This is a genomic window from Enterobacter sp. CP102 (genome assembly GCF_025152625.1).
In the GTDB taxonomy this organism is placed as follows: Bacteria; Pseudomonadota; Gammaproteobacteria; order Enterobacterales; family Enterobacteriaceae; genus Enterobacter; species Enterobacter soli.
In genome coordinates, this window is sequence record NZ_CP104014.1 from 2,802,914 (window position 1) to 2,819,152 (window position 16,239).

Annotated in this window: 13 protein-coding genes; 6 read left to right on the plus strand and 7 right to left on the minus strand. The window is 54.8% G+C overall.

Annotation, left to right across the window (positions count from 1 at the left end; translation table 11 throughout):
* Window positions 1–10: 10 nt before the first annotated feature.
* The gene (exoX, locus tag N1249_RS13300) at window positions 11–673 is read left to right on the plus strand and encodes an exodeoxyribonuclease X (protein ID WP_257273349.1); all 663 of its coding nucleotides are present in this window, start codon (window positions 11–13) and stop codon (window positions 671–673) included.
* Here the strand turns inward: exoX and ptrB are convergent.
* A complete protein-coding gene (ptrB, locus tag N1249_RS13305) occupies window positions 670–2,730 on the minus strand; it encodes an oligopeptidase B (protein ID WP_259829975.1) in 2,061 nt (686 codons plus the stop codon). The two genes, exoX and ptrB, sit on opposite strands and share 4 nt — an antisense overlap.
* Before the next feature lie 198 nt (window positions 2,731–2,928).
* Here ptrB and purT point away from each other — a divergent pair, with 198 nt between their 5' ends.
* Window positions 2,929–4,107 (plus strand): formate-dependent phosphoribosylglycinamide formyltransferase, encoded by a 1,179-nt coding sequence (gene purT / locus N1249_RS13310; protein WP_257273350.1) that lies wholly within the window; start codon window positions 2,929–2,931, stop codon window positions 4,105–4,107.
* 59 nt (window positions 4,108–4,166) lie between these two features.
* Here purT and kdgA read toward each other — a convergent pair whose 3' ends face one another.
* The 3 genes from kdgA to zwf form a co-directional block, all read right to left on the minus strand.
* The gene (gene kdgA / locus N1249_RS13315) at window positions 4,167–4,808 is read right to left on the minus strand and encodes a bifunctional 4-hydroxy-2-oxoglutarate aldolase/2-dehydro-3-deoxy-phosphogluconate aldolase (RefSeq protein WP_014070680.1); all 642 of its coding nucleotides are present in this window, start codon (window positions 4,806–4,808) and stop codon (window positions 4,167–4,169) included.
* 37 nt (window positions 4,809–4,845) lie between these two features.
* Window positions 4,846–6,657 (minus strand): phosphogluconate dehydratase, encoded by a 1,812-nt coding sequence (edd, locus tag N1249_RS13320; protein WP_257273351.1) that lies wholly within the window; start codon window positions 6,655–6,657, stop codon window positions 4,846–4,848.
* Window positions 6,658–6,891: 234 nt separating this feature from the next.
* Complete coding sequence (zwf, locus tag N1249_RS13325; RefSeq protein WP_257273352.1) at window positions 6,892–8,367, minus strand: glucose-6-phosphate dehydrogenase; 1,476 nt, start codon at window positions 8,365–8,367, stop codon at window positions 6,892–6,894.
* Between the two features lie 356 nt (window positions 8,368–8,723).
* On the opposite strand from zwf, the gene N1249_RS13330 reads away from it, so the two are divergent.
* A complete protein-coding gene (locus tag N1249_RS13330) occupies window positions 8,724–9,593 on the plus strand; it encodes a MurR/RpiR family transcriptional regulator (protein WP_041162241.1) in 870 nt (289 codons plus the stop codon).
* A 123-nt stretch (window positions 9,594–9,716) separates the two neighbouring features.
* A complete protein-coding gene (gene pyk, locus N1249_RS13335) occupies window positions 9,717–11,159 on the plus strand; it encodes a pyruvate kinase (protein ID WP_014070684.1) in 1,443 nt (480 codons plus the stop codon).
* Window positions 11,160–11,204: 45 nt separating this feature from the next.
* On the opposite strand, the gene lpxM is transcribed toward pyk, so the two are convergent.
* The 3 genes from lpxM to znuA form a co-directional block, all read right to left on the minus strand.
* A complete protein-coding gene (gene lpxM, locus N1249_RS13340) occupies window positions 11,205–12,176 on the minus strand; it encodes a lauroyl-Kdo(2)-lipid IV(A) myristoyltransferase (RefSeq protein ID WP_257273353.1) in 972 nt (323 codons plus the stop codon).
* Between the two features lie 119 nt (window positions 12,177–12,295).
* Window positions 12,296–13,615 carry a murein DD-endopeptidase MepM gene (gene mepM, locus N1249_RS13345; protein WP_257273354.1) on the minus strand — a complete coding sequence of 440 codons (1,320 nt, stop codon included), beginning with the start codon at window positions 13,613–13,615 and terminating at the stop codon, window positions 12,296–12,298.
* Between the two features lie 15 nt (window positions 13,616–13,630).
* Window positions 13,631–14,575, minus strand: coding sequence for a zinc ABC transporter substrate-binding protein ZnuA (gene znuA / locus N1249_RS13350; RefSeq protein WP_257273373.1), 945 nt, complete (start codon window positions 14,573–14,575; stop codon window positions 13,631–13,633).
* 77 nt (window positions 14,576–14,652) lie between these two features.
* Between znuA and znuC the strand changes: the two genes are divergently transcribed.
* Together znuC and znuB are read left to right on the plus strand one after the other, a co-directional pair.
* Window positions 14,653–15,408 (plus strand): zinc ABC transporter ATP-binding protein ZnuC, encoded by a 756-nt coding sequence (gene znuC, locus N1249_RS13355; RefSeq protein WP_166715837.1) that lies wholly within the window; start codon window positions 14,653–14,655, stop codon window positions 15,406–15,408.
* The gene (znuB, locus tag N1249_RS13360) at window positions 15,405–16,190 is read left to right on the plus strand and encodes a zinc ABC transporter permease subunit ZnuB (protein WP_257273355.1); all 786 of its coding nucleotides are present in this window, start codon (window positions 15,405–15,407) and stop codon (window positions 16,188–16,190) included. Before znuC ends, znuB begins: the two co-directional genes overlap by 4 nt.
* Window positions 16,191–16,239: the final 49 nt, after the last annotated feature.

The window sequence follows — 16,239 nt, forward strand, 5'->3', positions numbered from 1 at the left end:
GGAGCGATCAATGCTGCGCGTAATCGACACCGAAACTTGCGATCTTCAGGGCGGAATCGTGGAAGTTGCCTCTGTGGACGTGGTTGACGGTAAAATAGTCAATCCCATGAGTCACCTGGTGCGTCCCGATCGTCCGATTAGCCCGCAGGCGATGGCCATTCACCGCATTACGGAATCGATGGTGGCGGATAAACCCTGGATTGAAGAGGTCATCCCCCACTATTACGGCAGCCTGTGGTACGTGGCGCATAACGCCAGTTTTGACCGCCGCGTGTTGCCGGAGATGCCCGGCGAGTGGATCTGCACCATGAAGCTGGCCCGCCGCTTATGGCCGGGGATCAAATACAGCAATATGGCGCTCTACAAATCGCGCAAGCTAAGCGTGAGAACCCCTGAAGGGTTACACCATCACCGTGCGCTGTATGATTGCTATATCACCGCGGCACTGCTCATCGATATTATGAATACCTCGGGCTGGACGCCGGATGATATGGCAACCATAACCGGGCGCCCGGCACTGTTAACGACGTTTACCTTCGGCAAATACCGTGGAAAAGCGGTGTCTGAAATTGCCGACAAGGATCCGGGCTATCTGCGCTGGCTGTACAACAACCTCGACAGAATGAGCCCGGAGCTTCGTTTAACCCTTCGGCACTACCTGGGCGAATCCTAATTCCCGGCATGGCCAGGCAGCGTATCCTGCGCCAGGCCAATCAAAAAGGCATACTCCAGCGCGACCCCTTCGTACGATTTAAAACGCCCCGATTTTCCCCCGTGGCCGGAATCCATGTCCGTACAGAGCAACAACAGATTATCGTCGGTTTTTAACTCGCGGAGTTTAGCGACCCATTTTGCCGGCTCCCAGTATTGTACCTGCGAGTCATGTAACCCGGTGGTCACCAGCAGGTGCGGATAGGCTTTGGCCTCCACGTTGTCATAAGGGCTGTACTCTTTCATGTAGCGATAATAGGTTTCGTCCTGCGGATTGCCCCACTCCTCAAACTCGCCGGTGGTCAGCGGGATGGACTCATCCAGCATCGTGGTTAGGACATCAACAAACGGCACCTGGGCAACAATGCCCTTAAAACGCTCGGGTCGTGCGTTAATCACCGCCCCCATCAGCATTCCCCCGGCACTGCCCCCCATACCGAAACAGAGCCCCGGATCGCCATAGCCCTGCTCTATTAGCGCATCGCAGACATCAAGATAGTCATTGAAGGTGTTTTTCTTCCTGAGGAATTTCCCCTCTTCGTACCAGTGATGGCCCAGCTCACTGCCGCCACGCACATGGGCGATTGCAAAAACAAAACCACGATCGAGGAGGCTCAGCCTGCTACTGCTAAAATCGGCATCCATGCTGGCGCCATACGAGCCGTAACCGTAAACCAGCAATGGATTTTTGCCCTTACGAAAATGTTCCGGCCGATACACCAGCGATACCGGCACTTCCACGCCATCCCGGGCTTTCACCCACAGGTGTTCACTGCGATAGTTTTCCGACTCAAAACCCGCAACCGCAGCCTGTTTCAGCACCTGACGTTGCCCGGTGTCCATATCCAGCTCAAACAGCGTGTCCGGCGTAGTCATTGACGAGTAGCCGTAGCGCAGACGAGACGATTCCGGTTCCGGGTTGAAGCCAATCCACGTTACATAGGCCGGATCATCAAAGGCAATCCCCACCACTTCCCGCGTTTTACGATTGATCTGCCGCAGGCTGGTCAGACCGCGCTGGCGTTCTTCCACTACCAGCCAGTCAGTGAACAGCGTAAAACCTTCCAGCATCACCTGTTCGCGGGCAGGTATTAACACCTCCCATTTCCGCTCGTCGCGCACTTTGGTTTTATAAAGGCCGAAGTTTTTACCCTCGCGGTTTGAGCGCAGGTAAAAGCTGTGCTGGTAGTGATCCAGGCTGTACTCATGATCTTTACGACGCGGCAGAAAGCACAAAGGCTGCGCGTCAGGAAGCTCAGCATCCAGCAGCAGCACTTCTGAGGTGGTCGCACTGGCAAGGGAGATAACAACATAATGGCGGGACGTGGTTTTACTCAGGCTGACGTAAAAGGTTTCGTCTTTTTCTTCATACACCAGCTCATCCTGAGCGGCGGATGTCCCAACGGTATGGCGCCAGACCTGGTAAGGCAGCAATGTCACCGCGTGTTTTTTCACGTAGTAGACCGTTTCGGAATCATTGGCCCAGACAAAATCCGGTGACACGTTATCGAGCATTTCGGGATACCAGTTTCCGCTTTCAAGATTGCGAAAACGCAGGCCGTACTGCCGACGCGAAAGATAATCCTCGGCCAGCGCCATAATGGCGTTATCCGGGGAGATGGACATGCCGCCCAGAGTATAGAATTCGCTGTGGGCTGCGCGCTGGTTGGCATCCAGCAGGATTTCCCAGTCATCCCATTCCGCGCTCAGGGCAGACTGGCGTTGATACACCGGGTATTCGTTGCCGGGTTCGTAGATATGGCGATAGCGATAGCCATTTTTGGTCCAGGGGGCGGAGATATCGCGCTGCGGGATTCGCTCCACCATTTCGGCTAATAACCGGTCCTGAAGCGCCTGCTGACTGGCCATAACCTTGCGGCCATAGTCATTTTCCTGGTGAAGATAGTCGAGAACCTCCGGCCGGGAACGCGAATCGTCCCGCAGCCAGTAATAGTTGTCTATGCGTGTATCGCCATGCGTGGTAATGGCGTGAGGCTCGCGTCGGGCTTTTGGTGACATGTTATTTATTCGTTTTGGTTTTACACCCTATAAGGTTGGCAAAACACACGCACGATGCAAGCGAAACATCGCCGTTGGCCCCATCACTTAGCCCTGAAATCGGAAAGCGCAATTTCTTACCCACCTCATCAGGCCAGAGACAAGACAGACGCAAACGTTTTCGTTTATACTGCCCGCAACTTTTTCAGGGGGATTATTATGACTCGTTTAGGAACCGCGCTGCGTCCGTCAGCCACTCGCGTAATGCTGCTGGGCTCAGGTGAACTGGGTAAAGAAGTCGCCATTGAGTGCCAGCGTTTAGGCGTGGAAGTGATTGCGGTCGACCGTTATGCCGATGCGCCTGCCATGCATGTTGCCCATCGCTCACATGTCATAAACATGCTGGATGGCGATGCTCTGCGTGCGCTGATTGCACAAGAAAAACCGGATTTTGTGGTGCCTGAAATCGAAGCCATTGCCACCGATACGTTGATTGCGCTTGAGCAGGAAGGCCAGCGCGTTGTGCCTTGTGCGAAAGCGGCAAAGCTCACCATGAATCGCGAAGGCATTCGCCGCCTGGCGGCAGAAGAGCTGGCCCTGCCAACCTCCAGCTACCGTTTTGCCGACAGCAAAGAGACCTTTATCAGTGCCGTGGAAGAGATTGGCTACCCGTGCATCATTAAGCCTGTGATGAGTTCTTCCGGTAAAGGACAAAGCTTTATCCGCGACAGCGCCACGCTGGATAAGGCCTGGGATTATGCGCAACAGGGTGGCCGCGCAGGCGCCGGACGCGTAATTGTTGAAGGCGTGGTGAAGTTTGATTTCGAAATCACCCTGCTGACCGTCAGCGCCGTGGACGGTGTGCATTTCTGCGAAGCAATCGGCCACCGTCAGGAAGATGGCGATTATCGTGAATCCTGGCAGCCTCAGCAGATGAGCGCCCTGGCGCTGGAGCGCGCGCAGGAGATAGCCCGCAAAGTGGTTCTGGCTCTGGGCGGTTATGGTCTGTTCGGCGTTGAGCTGTTTGTTTGTGGCGACGAAGTGGTGTTCAGCGAAGTCTCCCCTCGCCCGCACGATACCGGGATGGTGACGCTGATTTCACAGGATCTCTCTGAGTTCGCCCTGCACGTCCGTGCATTCCTTGGCCTGCCTGTTGGCGGCATTCGTCAGTACGGTCCGGCAGCGTCGGCGGTGATCCTGCCGCAGTTGACCAGCCAGAACGTAACGTTTGATAACGTTGACAGTGCCGTCGGCGCAGGGTTGCAGGTACGTCTGTTTGGCAAGCCGGAAATCGACGGCACGCGCCGTCTTGGCGTGGCATTAGCCACCGGTGATAACGTGGACGATGCCGTGGCAAGAGCCAAAACAGCCGCGGCGAATGTTATCGTCGCAGGATAAAAAAACGGGCCAAAAGGCCCGTTTTTTATTTCGCAGGCCGGGTCACCCGGCTAGCAAACTTACTGTTTCGCGCCTTCAACCGCTTCGCGAGCCAGTTTAGTGATGCGATCCCAGTCGCCCGCTTCCAGCGCATCCGCAGGAACCAGCCATGAACCGCCGATGCACAGTACGCTTTTCAGCGCCAGGTAGTCACGGTAGTTCGCCGGAGAAATGCCGCCAGTCGGGCAGAAACGAACCTGAGAGAATGGGCCAGCAATTGCCTGCAACGCTTTGGTGCCGCCGTTAGCTTCAGCCGGGAAGAATTTGAACTCTTTCAGACCATAGTCCATACCCAGCATCAGTTCAGAAACGGTGCTGATACCCGGGATCAGCGGAATAGTGCCTTCGGTTGCGGCTTTCAGCAGTGGCTCAGTCAGGCCCGGACTGATAGCGAACTGTGCGCCAGCTTCAGTCACGTCAGCCAGCTGTTGTGGGTTCAGAACCGTGCCCGCACCGATAATCGCTTCCGGTACTTCTTTGGCGATCGCACGGATCGCGTCCATTGCACAGGCAGTACGCAGGGTCACTTCCAGCACGCGAACACCGCCAGCAACCAGCGCTTTTGCCATAGGTACGGCGTGTTCCAGCTTATTCACCACGATTACCGGCACGACAGGGCCAGTTTTCAGGATTGCTTCTGCACTTGTTTTCCAGTTTTTCATCAGAGTTTCTCTCGCCAGATCGATAATTCAGGTCGTCTTAAAACGTAATACAGGTCGCACCCTGTTCCGCGCCGGAGAGTTTCTCGCGCAGCGCGCTGAACATTTCGCGTCCGGTTCCCACGCGCGATGCGCTCAGGTCAGGAATATGCGGTTTACGGGCAGCAAGTTCAGCTTCATCCACCAGAAGGGTTAACTCGCCTGTCTGGCCATTGACGCGAATCATATCGCCGTCACGGACTTTCGCCAGCAGCCCACCATCGTATGCTTCGGGCGTCACGTGGATTGCAGAAGGCACTTTACCTGATGCACCAGAGAGGCGTCCATCGGTAACCAACGCAATTTTGAAACGGCGGTCCAATAATACACCAAGTGGTGGCATAAGTTTATGTAATTCTGGCATCCCGTTCGCTTTTGGCCCCTGATGACGCACGACCACCACGCAATCCTTGTCGAGAAGACCGGCATCGAAGGCAGGTAAAACATCGTGCTGGCTTTCAAATACCACAGCCGGAGCTTCGATAATCTGGTTCTCTTCCGGTACGGCAGAGGTTTTCATTACCGCGCGCCCCAGATTGCCGCTCAGCACTTTTGTGCCGCCGTGACGGGAGAACGGGGTATCGAAGGTCGCGATAACCTGTGCGTCCAGGGAGGCAGTCGCCCCATCACGCCAGTCCAGCGCGCCATTGTTCAGCCACGGCTCCATGGTGTAACGCTGCAAGCCAAAGCCTGCCACCGTATTCACATCTTCATGCAGCAAGCCGCCTTTGAGCAGTTCGCGCATCAGCACCGGTACGCCACCGGCCGCCTGGAAGTGGTTAATGTCTGCCGGGCCATTTGGGTACAGACGCGCCATCAGCGGGACTACGGCAGAGATGTCAGAGAAATCATCCCAGTTAATCAGAATGCCCGCCGCACGCGCCATCGCCACCAGGTGCATGGTGTGGTTGGTAGAACCGCCGGTTGCCAGCAGGGCAACAATCCCGTTGACGATAACTTTTTCATCCACCATTTTGCCCATCGGCATCCACTCGTTACCATTTCCGGTAAGGCGAGTAACCTGGCGGGCAGCGGCTTCGGTCAGTGCCTGACGCAGCGGCGCATCCGGCTGAATGAAGGACGAGCCAGGAAGCTGCATCCCCATAAATTCCACCACCATCTGGTTGGTGTTGGCCGTACCGTAGAAAGTACAGGTACCGGGAGCATGGTAGGAGGCGGCTTCAGCTTCCAGCAGCGCCTGGCGATCCGCTTTGCCTTCAGCATACAGCTGGCGGATACGCACTTTTTCTTTGTTTGGCAGGCCACTTGCCATTGGGCCTGACGGCACAAAAATCGCAGGCAGATGACCAAATGAGAGCGCCGCCATCACCAGGCCCGGGACAATTTTGTCACACACGCCCAGATAAAGCGCACCATCGAACATATTGTGCGATAACCCTACAGCCGCAGACATGGCAATCACTTCACGGCTCAGCAGGGACAACTCCATCCCATCCTGGCCCTGGGTCACGCCGTCACACATGGCCGGTACGCCACCCGCAACCTGCCCCACCGCATTCACGCTGTGCAGCGCATTACGAATGATGTTCGGGTAGACCTCATACGGCTGGTGCGCCGAGAGCATATCGTTGTAGGAGGTAATGATGGCGATATTGTTACGCAACATGCTTTTCAGCGAGTCTTTGTCACCCGGCTGGCAGGCCGCAAAGCCGTGGGCCAGGTTACCGCAAGCCAGTTGTGAACGATGTACGGTATCGCTTTTGGCCTGTTCAATACGGGCGAGGTAGGCAGAACGCGTCTCTTTTGAGCGCTCGATAATGCGTTGTGTTACGCGTAACAATGTCGGATTCATAAAAGCTCCTCTAATTTATCTGTCCGCGCTCGGGAGTTTACAAAGTCTCTGGCAGTTGTTAACAACGCTGAAACGCTTGGTGTCCGGAGCTCAGGGGCAAAATCGCTTCCGGCAGTGTAATAAAAAAAGCTCCGCGGGGAAATCCACGCGGAGCTTAAAAGATTAAAAATTGTGCCACTAACTGTGTTAGATCATGTTACCGGTAAAATAACACCTTCGGGCTAGAGGATTATCCTACTCAAACTCATTCCAGGAGCGGCCATCACGGGTGATCATCGCCACAGAGGCGACAGGTCCCCAGGTGCCCGCCTGATACGGTTTTGGCGCGTCCTGATCGGCAGCCCAGGCTTCGGTAATGGAATCGACCCATTTCCACGCCTCTTCCACTTCATCGCGACGTACGAACAGCGCCTGAATACCACGCATGGTTTCCAGCAGCAGACGCTCGTAAGCATCCGCGAGGTGCGTTTCATTGAAGGTTTCGGAGTAGCTCAGATCAAGCTTGGTGGTTTGCAGGTTGTGTTTGTGATCCAGGCCTGGCACTTTGTTCAGGATCTGGATATCCACACCTTCGTCCGGTTGCAGACGGATGGTCAGCTTGTTCTGCGGCAGTTCCTGCCAGGACTCTTTGAACAGGTTCAGCTCAGGGTTTTTAAAGTACACCACCACTTCAGAGCATTTGGCCGGCAGACGTTTACCGGTACGCAGGTAGAACGGAACACCCGCCCAGCGCCAGTCGTCGATATCCACGCGGATTGCCACGAAGGTCTCGGTGTTGCTGGCCTTGTTCGCGCCCTCTTCTTCCAGGTAGCCCGGCACTTTTTTGCCCTGGGCAAAGCCTGCAGTGTACTGGCCGCGAACGGTTTTCTCACGCACATTTGAACGGTCAATGCGGCGCAGAGATTTCAGCACTTTCACTTTGGCATCGCGGATGCTGTCAGCCGTCAGGTCAGACGGAGGTGACATGGCGATCATGCACAGAATTTGCAGCAGGTGGTTCTGGATCATGTCGCGCATCTGGCCGGCCTGGTCAAAGTAACCCCAACGCCCTTCGATGCCCACCTCTTCGGCCACGGTAATTTCCACGTGATCGATAGTACGGTTGTCCCAGTTGTTCACAAACAGGGAGTTCGCAAAGCGCAGCGCCAGCAGGTTCAGTACCGTCTCTTTACCGAGATAGTGGTCGATACGGTAAACCTGGCACTCTTCAAAGAACTCGCCCACCTGATCGTTGATTTCGCGGGAGGTCGCAAGCGAAGTCCCCAGCGGTTTTTCCATCACCACGCGTGCAGGTTTGGCGTTCAGTTTTGCTTCGCCCAGACCTTTGCAGATGGCGCCGAAGGTGCTTGGCGGCATCGCGAAATAATTGATGGTGACGCGGTTTTTCTGATCCAGCATATCGCCCAGGCGGGAAAACGCGCTGACGTCGTTCACGTCCAGGTTACAGAAATCGAGGCGTCCGCTCAGCGTATCCCACAAACTTTCATCGATTTTCTCTTTCATGAAAGTTTCGAGCGCTTCACGCACGACTTTGGTATAAGCGTCCTTGTCCCATTCGGCGCGCCCGACACCCAGGATACGGGTATCCGGATGAAGTTGACCCGCTTTTTCCAGTTGATACAGGGAAGGCAGCAATTTCCGGCGTGCAAGATCGCCTTTAGCGCCGAAAATGACCAGGTCACATGCCTGGGCTGTTTGCGTTACCGCCATGTCATTCTCCTCAGTTGGATAACCTGGTACTTCTGCCAGGTATCGTTGTAATTTTATTACAATGCACTGTACTGCTTTTACGTCATTCCCGAAACCATTAGCGCTTAACGTCACGTGCGATACCGTGATTTTTCGCCAGTCAAACGCCTGCGGCACGGCAAAAACGCTGGATCCGTTGAATCTTTGTACTGCCCGGTCACGACAAAACCCGACAGCGATCAAGTAATGAAAAAAAACAACAACATTTCTTGTCGTACATTACCCTTTAAGGAAGCCCGAGGGGTAATATCGACTAAATCGAATCATGATTTCATCAATCAATGAAATCGTTTCCACCCATGAGCGCCTGGTTAACGATGAACATGCTGGAAAAAATCCAGTTTCAACTGGAACACCTTAGCAAATCCGAGCGAAAAGTGGCTGAAGTTATTCTCGCCTCCCCCGCTCAGGCGATTCATTCAAGCATCGCCGCTCTGGCACAGGAATCGGGCGTTAGCGAACCAACGGTGAACCGGTTCTGTCGAAGCCTTGAAACGCGTGGCTTCCCCGATTTTAAACTGCATCTGGCACAAAGTCTGGCAAACGGTACGCCGTATGTTAATCGCAATGTGGATGAAGACGACAGCGTTGATGCCTATACCGCGAAAATATTTGAATCCGCGATGGCAACGCTCGATCATGTCCGTCAGTCGCTGGATATGACGTCGGTTAATCGCGCGGTCGATTTACTGACCCAGGCGAAGAAGATAGCCTTCTTCGGTCTGGGCTCGTCCGCCGCGGTTGCTCACGATGCCATGAACAAATTCTTCCGCTTTAATGTTCCGGTCATTTATTCCGATGACATTGTGCTGCAACGCATGAGTTGTATGAATTGTAGCGAAGATGATGTGGTGGTTCTTATCTCGCATACCGGACGCACCAAAAGCCAGGTGGAACTGGCCCAACTGGCGCGAGATAATGATGCTATGGTGATAGCGCTTACAACCGCAGGCACACCGCTGGCACGAGAAGCGACTCTCGCCATCACGCTGGATGTGCCGGAAGACACCGACATGTATATGCCAATGGTGTCACGTCTTGCGCAACTCACCGTGATTGACGTACTGGCGACCGGTTTTACCTTGCGTCGTGGGGCAAAATTCAGAGATAACTTGAAGCGGGTCAAGGAAGCGCTCAAGGAATCGCGTTTTGATAAAGAATTGCTCATAAAGAGCGATGTTCCCTAATAGTTAATAATGATGTTTTAACGATTTACGGCACTCGGTCAGTTCCCTGTTGCCTTGCAGCAGACAGAACGCCGATTCAATGTTCACGCAACACCAAAATTGTTTCAGTCAACGGAGTATTACATGTCCAGAAGGCTTCGCAGAACCAAGATCGTAACCACCTTAGGCCCGGCTACCGATCGCGATAATAACCTCGAGAAAATTATCGCCGCAGGCGCCAACGTGGTACGTATGAACTTCTCTCACGGTACGCCAGAAGACCATAAACTGCGTGCAGATAAAGTGCGTGAGATCGCGGCTAAACTGGGCCGCCATGTTGCTATTCTCGGTGACCTGCAAGGGCCAAAAATCCGTGTATCAACATTCAAAGAAGGCAAAGTTTTCCTCAATGTTGGCGATAAGTTCCTGCTGGATGCCAACCTGAGCAAAGGTGAAGGCGATAAAGAGAAAGTTGGCATCGACTATAAAGGTCTGCCTGCTGACGTGGTACCTGGCGACATTCTGCTGCTCGACGATGGCCGTGTTCAGTTGAAAGTGCTGGAAGTTCAGGGCATGAAAGTGTTCACCGAAGTGACCGTGGGCGGCCCGCTTTCCAACAACAAAGGCATTAACAAACTCGGTGGCGGCCTCTCTGCGGAAGCGCTGACCGATAAAGACAAAGCCGACATCGTTACTGCTGCGCAGATTGGTGTGGATTACCTGGCGGTCTCCTTCCCACGCTGTGGCGAAGATCTGAACTACGCTCGCCGTCTGGCACGTGATGCAGGCTGCGATGCGAAAATCGTTGCCAAAGTTGAGCGTGCAGAAGCCGTTTGCGATCAGGACGCGATGGATGACGTTATCCTGGCCTCCGACGTGGTGATGGTTGCCCGTGGTGACCTGGGCGTTGAAATCGGCGACCCGGAACTGGTGGGTATCCAGAAAGCGCTGATCCGCCGTGCGCGTCAGCTGAACCGCGCCGTGATCACTGCGACCCAGATGATGGAATCGATGATTACCAACCCAATGCCAACCCGTGCAGAAGTTATGGACGTGGCAAACGCCGTGCTGGATGGTACCGATGCGGTCATGCTGTCTGCTGAAACCGCAGCAGGCCAGTACCCGGCTGAAACCGTTGCTGCCATGGCGCGCGTGTGTCTGGGCGCTGAGAAGATCCCAAGCATCAACGTTTCTAAACACCGTCTGGACGTGCAGTTCGACAACGTGGAAGAAGCTATTGCGATGTCCGCAATGTACGCGGCAAACCACCTGAAAGGTGTTACCGCCATCATCACCATGACCGAATCTGGCCGTACCGCACTGATGACGTCCCGTATCAGCTCCGGTCTGCCAATCTTTGCGATGTCCCGTCATGAGCGTACTCTGAACCTGACTGCGCTGTATCGTGGCGTGACGCCGGTTTACTTCGACAGCACCAGCGATGGCGTTGCCGCGGCGAACGATGCCGTTAACCTGCTGCGCGACAAAGGCTACCTGGTGTCCGGCGATATCGTTATCGTGACTCAGGGTGATGTGATGAGCACCGTGGGTTCAACCAACACCACCCGTGTTATGACCGTCGAATAATTCCGGTGGTGTTAAAAAGCCCCCTCCTTGCGGAGGGGGCTTTTTTTATTTCTTCGGGAAAAGCTCTTTGCGTTTATAGGGCTCTTTTTCGCCCGGCTTACGCGTTTTAAGCAGCTTGAGTATCCACGTGTACTGTTCCGTATGCGGCCCCACCAGCAGCTCAACCTCTTCATTCATCCGGCGCGCAATGGTGTGATCGTCTGCCGTCAGCAGATCATCCATTGGCGGGCGCACCTCAATGCTCAGGCGGTGCGTGTTACCGTCATAAACAGGGAACAGCGGAATAACGCGGGCGCGACAGACTTTCATCAGGCGGCCAATCGCTGGCAGCGTGGCTTTGTAAGTGGCAAAGAAATCGACAAACTCGCTGTGCTCAGGCCCGTGGTCCTGATCCGGCAGATAGTATCCCCAGTAGCCCTGACGCACAGACTGAATAAAGGGTTTGATACCGTCGTTACGCGCGTGCAGGCGGCCACCAAAACGGCGGCGGACGGTGTTCCACACATAATCAAAGATCTTATTCCCCTGATTGTGGAACATGGCAGCCATCTTCTGCCCTTGCGATGCCATAAGCATGGCCGGGATATCAACGCCCCAGCCGTGAGGAACGAGGAAGATCACCTTCTCGTCATTGCGGCGCATCTCTTCGATGATTTCGAGCCCTTTCCAGTCAACACGGCTGAGCAGCTTCTCCGGCCCGCGCAGCGCCAGCTCTGCCATCATCGCCATTGCCTGCGGTGCCGTGGTGTACATCGCATCGATGATGGCTTCGCGCTCGGCGTCGCTTTTCTCAGGGAAGCAATAGTAGAGGTTAATTTGCGCGCGGCGACGGGCGCTTTTGCCCATCCGCCCGGCAAGGCGGCCTATCTTGCCGAGAACAGGATCGCGGACAGAGGCCGGCAGCAGTGCGATACCGGCAAACGCATAGACACCCAGCCAGGCGCCCCAGTTGGAGGGATGGCGAAACGACGGCTCAAACTCAGGAATGTACTCAATGTTATTTTTTTTTGTTTCCATGCTGATTCCAGGGAAGATGACGCAAAATAAAGAACAATGCGGATAGTGTAGCGAGGCTGGCGCTTACGCACAAAAGAAAAAGCCGGTGCGCGAAGGCACCGGCTTTACAAAACACGAGGTTAGTCAAAACGCAGTTGCGGCATCACTTCTTTCACCTGCGCCAGATAATCGGTGCGATCTTTACCGATCAGGCCTTCGGTGCGCGGCAGCTTCGCCGTCAGCGGGTTCACCGCCTGCTGGTTGATCCACACTTCATAGTGCAGGTGCGGCCCGGTTGAACGTCCGGTATTGCCGGAAAGCGCGATACGATCGCCACGTTTCACCTTCTGCCCCGGCTGAACCAGCAGTTTACGCAGGTGCATATAGCGGGTGGTGTAGGTACGACCATGGCGCACGGCAACATAGTAACCCGCGGCACCACTGCGTTTCGCCATCACCACTTCGCCATCACCCACCGCCAGTACAGGGGTGCCCTGCGGCATTGCGAAGTCAACACCACGGTGCGGCGCAACACGGCCGGTTACCGGGTTCAGACGGCGCGGGTTAAAGTTAGAGGAAACACGGAACTGCTTCGCGGTCGGGAAACGCAGGAAACCTTTCGCCAGACCCGTACCGTTACGGTCATAGAACTTGCCATCTTCAGCACGGATGGCGTAGTAATCTTTGCCATCAGAACGCAGACGCACGCCCACCAGCTGGCTTTGCTCGCGCTTACCATCCAGCATCTCGCGGGACATCAGCACCGAGAACTCATCGCCTTTCTTCAGCTTACGGAAGTCCATCTGCCACTGCATCGCTTTGATCACCGAGCTAATTTCCGCGCTGGTCAGGCCCGCATCACGCGCGCTGCTGACGAAACTCGCCCCTACCGTGCCTTTCAGCACGCTGTTGACCCAGTCGCCCTGCTGCATTTCACTGCTCATTTTGAAACCGTTTGCAGTGCGATCGTAAGTACGGGTTTCGCGGCGAGAAACTTCCCACGTCAGACGTTGTAAATCGCCTTCTGCGGTTAAGGTCCAGGAGAGTTGTTGGCCGATTTTGAGGTTACGTAAGTCTTTATCGGCGGCGGCGAGCTGGCTGATATCCCCCAGCTCTATGCCGTACTGGTTCAGTACGCTGCTGAGCGTGTCTCCGGTAGATACCACATATTCGTGGTTACCCGCTTCGGTGTCGGTTTTGTCGTCCAGTTCATCCTGAGGAATCGCTTCGTCTTCCTGAGCTGCCTGATCGATAGGCTCGCTGGCCTCAGGCAACAGGGAACGGATTTCGCTCTTCTCAAGCTCAATGGTTTTGATGACGGGCGCAGAACTCGGATGGTAAACATAGGGCCGCCATACGGCGACCGCCAGAGTGAGAACTGTAAGCGACCCCAGCATAACGCGATGGGGTCGGGGCAGATTGTTAAATGCCAGGGCGACAGAGCGGGCTATCTGTTGCACGTATTCACTTCCTCGTTAATCTCCTTTCAGGCAGCTCGCATACTGGTTCGCCAGTTGGCTGAGGAACTGCGAATAGCTCGCTTTGCTCAACTGGATATTCGTTCCTAGCGGGTCAAGGGTTCCCATGCGCACGGATGTTCCCCTGGCCACGGCTTCTACGACCGCTGGCCTGAACTGTGGCTCAGCAAAAACGCATGTCGCTTTCTGCTCAACCAACTGTGTTCTGATTTCATGTAAACGCTGCGCACCAGGCTGAATTTCAGGGTTGACGGTAAAGTGCCCGAGCGGGGTCAAACCGTAGTGTTTTTCGTAGTAGCCATAAGCGTCATGAAAAACGAAATACCCTTTGCCTTTCAGCGGTGCGAGCTCGTAACCCACCTGTTTATCGGTTGCGGCTAAACTTGCCTCAAAATCCTTCAGGTTGGCGTCTAATTTGGCTCGACTTTGCGGCATAAGTTCCACTAATTTGTCATGGATTGCAACCGCCGAAAGCCGCGCTATCTCTGGCGAGAGCCAAAGATGCATGTTGTACTCGCCGTGATGGTGATGGTCGTCACCTTTTTCACCTTCAGCGTGGTTGTGCTCACTTTCGTGTTCGTCGTCGTCAGTCCCTTTCATGAGTAACGGTTTCACGCCTGCAAGGTCCGCAATGGTGACCTGCTTTTGCGCCGGAACCTGCTGGGCAGACTTCTGCATGAACGCTTCCATCTCCGGGCCAATCCAGACGACTAAGTCCGCGTTTTGTAAGCGTTTTACATCAGATGGGCGCAAGGAATAATCATGTTCAGAGGCACCGTCAGGGAGCAAAACCTGGGTCTCCGTTACGCCATCTGCAATGGCAGAGGCGATGAAGCCAAGGGGTTTAAGCGAAGCGACAACGGCAGCGTTAACATCTTGTGCTGTTGTACCCCAAAGGGCAGCGGATAATGCTGCGAAAAGAAGCGTATTTTTATGTAACATAATGCGACTATTCATCGTAATAAGTTCGGGGAATGTGATATTATAACATTCGATGACTTCTGCAAGCTTAAATTGACATGACGACTTTGGTTTCTCTCGAAAATATTTCGGTGTCATTCGGTCAGCGCCGCGTCCTTTCTGACGTTTCGCTGGAACTGAAACCCGGTAAAATATTGACACTGCTCGGCCCTAATGGTGCCGGGAAATCCACCCTGGTGCGCGTGGTTCTGGGTCTGGTAGCACCCGATGAAGGTGTTATCAAACGTGATACCAAACTGCGTATTGGCTATGTGCCGCAAAAATTACACCTGGACGCCACTCTGCCACTGACGGTGAGCCGTTTCCTGCGGCTGCGTCCAGGCACGCGTAAAGACGATATCCTTCCCGCGCTGAAACGCGTGCAGGCCGGACATCTGATCGACGCCCCTTTGCAGAAGCTCTCTGGCGGCGAAACGCAGCGCGTTCTGCTGGCTCGCGCATTACTGAGCAGCCCGCAACTGCTGGTCCTCGATGAACCAACTCAGGGTGTTGACGTGAATGGCCAGGTTGCGCTGTACGATTTAATTGATCAGCTTCGCCATGAGCTTGACTGCGCGGTGCTGATGGTTTCTCACGACCTGCATCTGGTGATGGCAAAAACCGACGAAGTACTGTGCCTGAACCACCATATCTGCTGCTCCGGCACGCCGGAAGTGGTGTCGATGCACCCGGAATTTATCTCTATGTTTGGCCCTCGTGGAGCCGAACAGCTTGGCATCTATCGCCACCACCACAATCATCGCCATGATTTGCAGGGACGGATTGTACTGCGTCGGGGAAATGGACACTCATGATTGAACTGTTACTGCCCGGCTGGCTGGCCGGGATTATGCTTGCCTGCGCCGCAGGGCCGCTGGGCTCTTTTGTTGTGTGGCGCAGAATGTCCTATTTCGGCGATACGCTGGCGCACGCTTCTCTGCTTGGCGTTGCCTTTGGTCTGCTGCTGAATGTAAACCCGTTTTATGCGGTGATCGTGGTGACGCTGATGCTGGCCGCCGGTCTGGTGTGGCTGGAAAAGCGCCCTCACCTCGCCATTGATACGTTGCTCGGCATTATGGCACACAGTGCGCTGTCACTGGGTCTGGTGGTCGTAAGCCTGATGTCGAATATTCGCGTTGACCTGATGGCTTACCTGTTTGGGGATCTGCTGGCCGTGACGCCGGAGGACCTGATCTCTATCGCCATTGGTGTGGTGGTCGTGCTGGCGATCCTGTTATGGCAGTGGCGCAACCTGCTGGCGATGACCGTTAGCCCGGATCTGGCATTCGTCGATGGGGTTAAGCTTCAGCGCGTGAAACTGCTTCTGATGCTGGTGACTGCCCTGACCATTGGTGTGGCGATGAAGTTCGTCGGGGCGCTGATAATCACCTCCCTGTTGATTATCCCGGCAGCAACCGCCCGTCGTTTTGCCCGTACGCCAGAGCAAATGGCCGGCGTGGCAGTTATTGTAGGGATGATTGCGGTAACGGGTGGGTTGACCTTCTCGGCGTTTTACGACACGCCAGCGGGGCCATCAGTGGTGCTGTGCGCAGCTGTACTGTTTATTTTCAGTATGATGAAGAAGACCGCACAGTAGCGGGTATGTCTCCCCGGTGGCGCTTCGCTTACCGGGGCTACAAAAGCCA

What these genes read in the sequence shown, in the direction of transcription:
- N1249_RS13330 (WP_041162241.1), top strand. Translation starts at nt 8,724, where the DNA reads ATGAACATGCTGGAAAAAATCCAGTTTCAACTGGAACACCTTAGCAAA.
- znuB (WP_257273355.1), top strand. Translation starts at nt 15,405, where the DNA reads ATGATTGAACTGTTACTGCCCGGCTGGCTGGCCGGGATTATGCTTGCC.
- purT (WP_257273350.1), top strand. Translation starts at nt 2,929, where the DNA reads ATGACTCGTTTAGGAACCGCGCTGCGTCCGTCAGCCACTCGCGTAATG.
- znuA (WP_257273373.1), bottom strand. Translation starts at nt 14,575, where the DNA reads ATGTTACATAAAAATACGCTTCTTTTCGCAGCATTATCCGCTGCCCTT.
- ptrB (WP_259829975.1), bottom strand. Translation starts at nt 2,730, where the DNA reads ATGTCACCAAAAGCCCGACGCGAGCCTCACGCCATTACCACGCATGGC.
- lpxM (WP_257273353.1), bottom strand. Translation starts at nt 12,176, where the DNA reads ATGGAAACAAAAAAAAATAACATTGAGTACATTCCTGAGTTTGAGCCG.
- pyk (WP_014070684.1), top strand. Translation starts at nt 9,717, where the DNA reads ATGTCCAGAAGGCTTCGCAGAACCAAGATCGTAACCACCTTAGGCCCG.
- znuC (WP_166715837.1), top strand. Translation starts at nt 14,653, where the DNA reads ATGACGACTTTGGTTTCTCTCGAAAATATTTCGGTGTCATTCGGTCAG.
- zwf (WP_257273352.1), bottom strand. Translation starts at nt 8,367, where the DNA reads ATGGCGGTAACGCAAACAGCCCAGGCATGTGACCTGGTCATTTTCGGC.
- kdgA (WP_014070680.1), bottom strand. Translation starts at nt 4,808, where the DNA reads ATGAAAAACTGGAAAACAAGTGCAGAAGCAATCCTGAAAACTGGCCCT.
- edd (WP_257273351.1), bottom strand. Translation starts at nt 6,657, where the DNA reads ATGAATCCGACATTGTTACGCGTAACACAACGCATTATCGAGCGCTCA.
- exoX (WP_257273349.1), top strand. Translation starts at nt 11, where the DNA reads ATGCTGCGCGTAATCGACACCGAAACTTGCGATCTTCAGGGCGGAATC.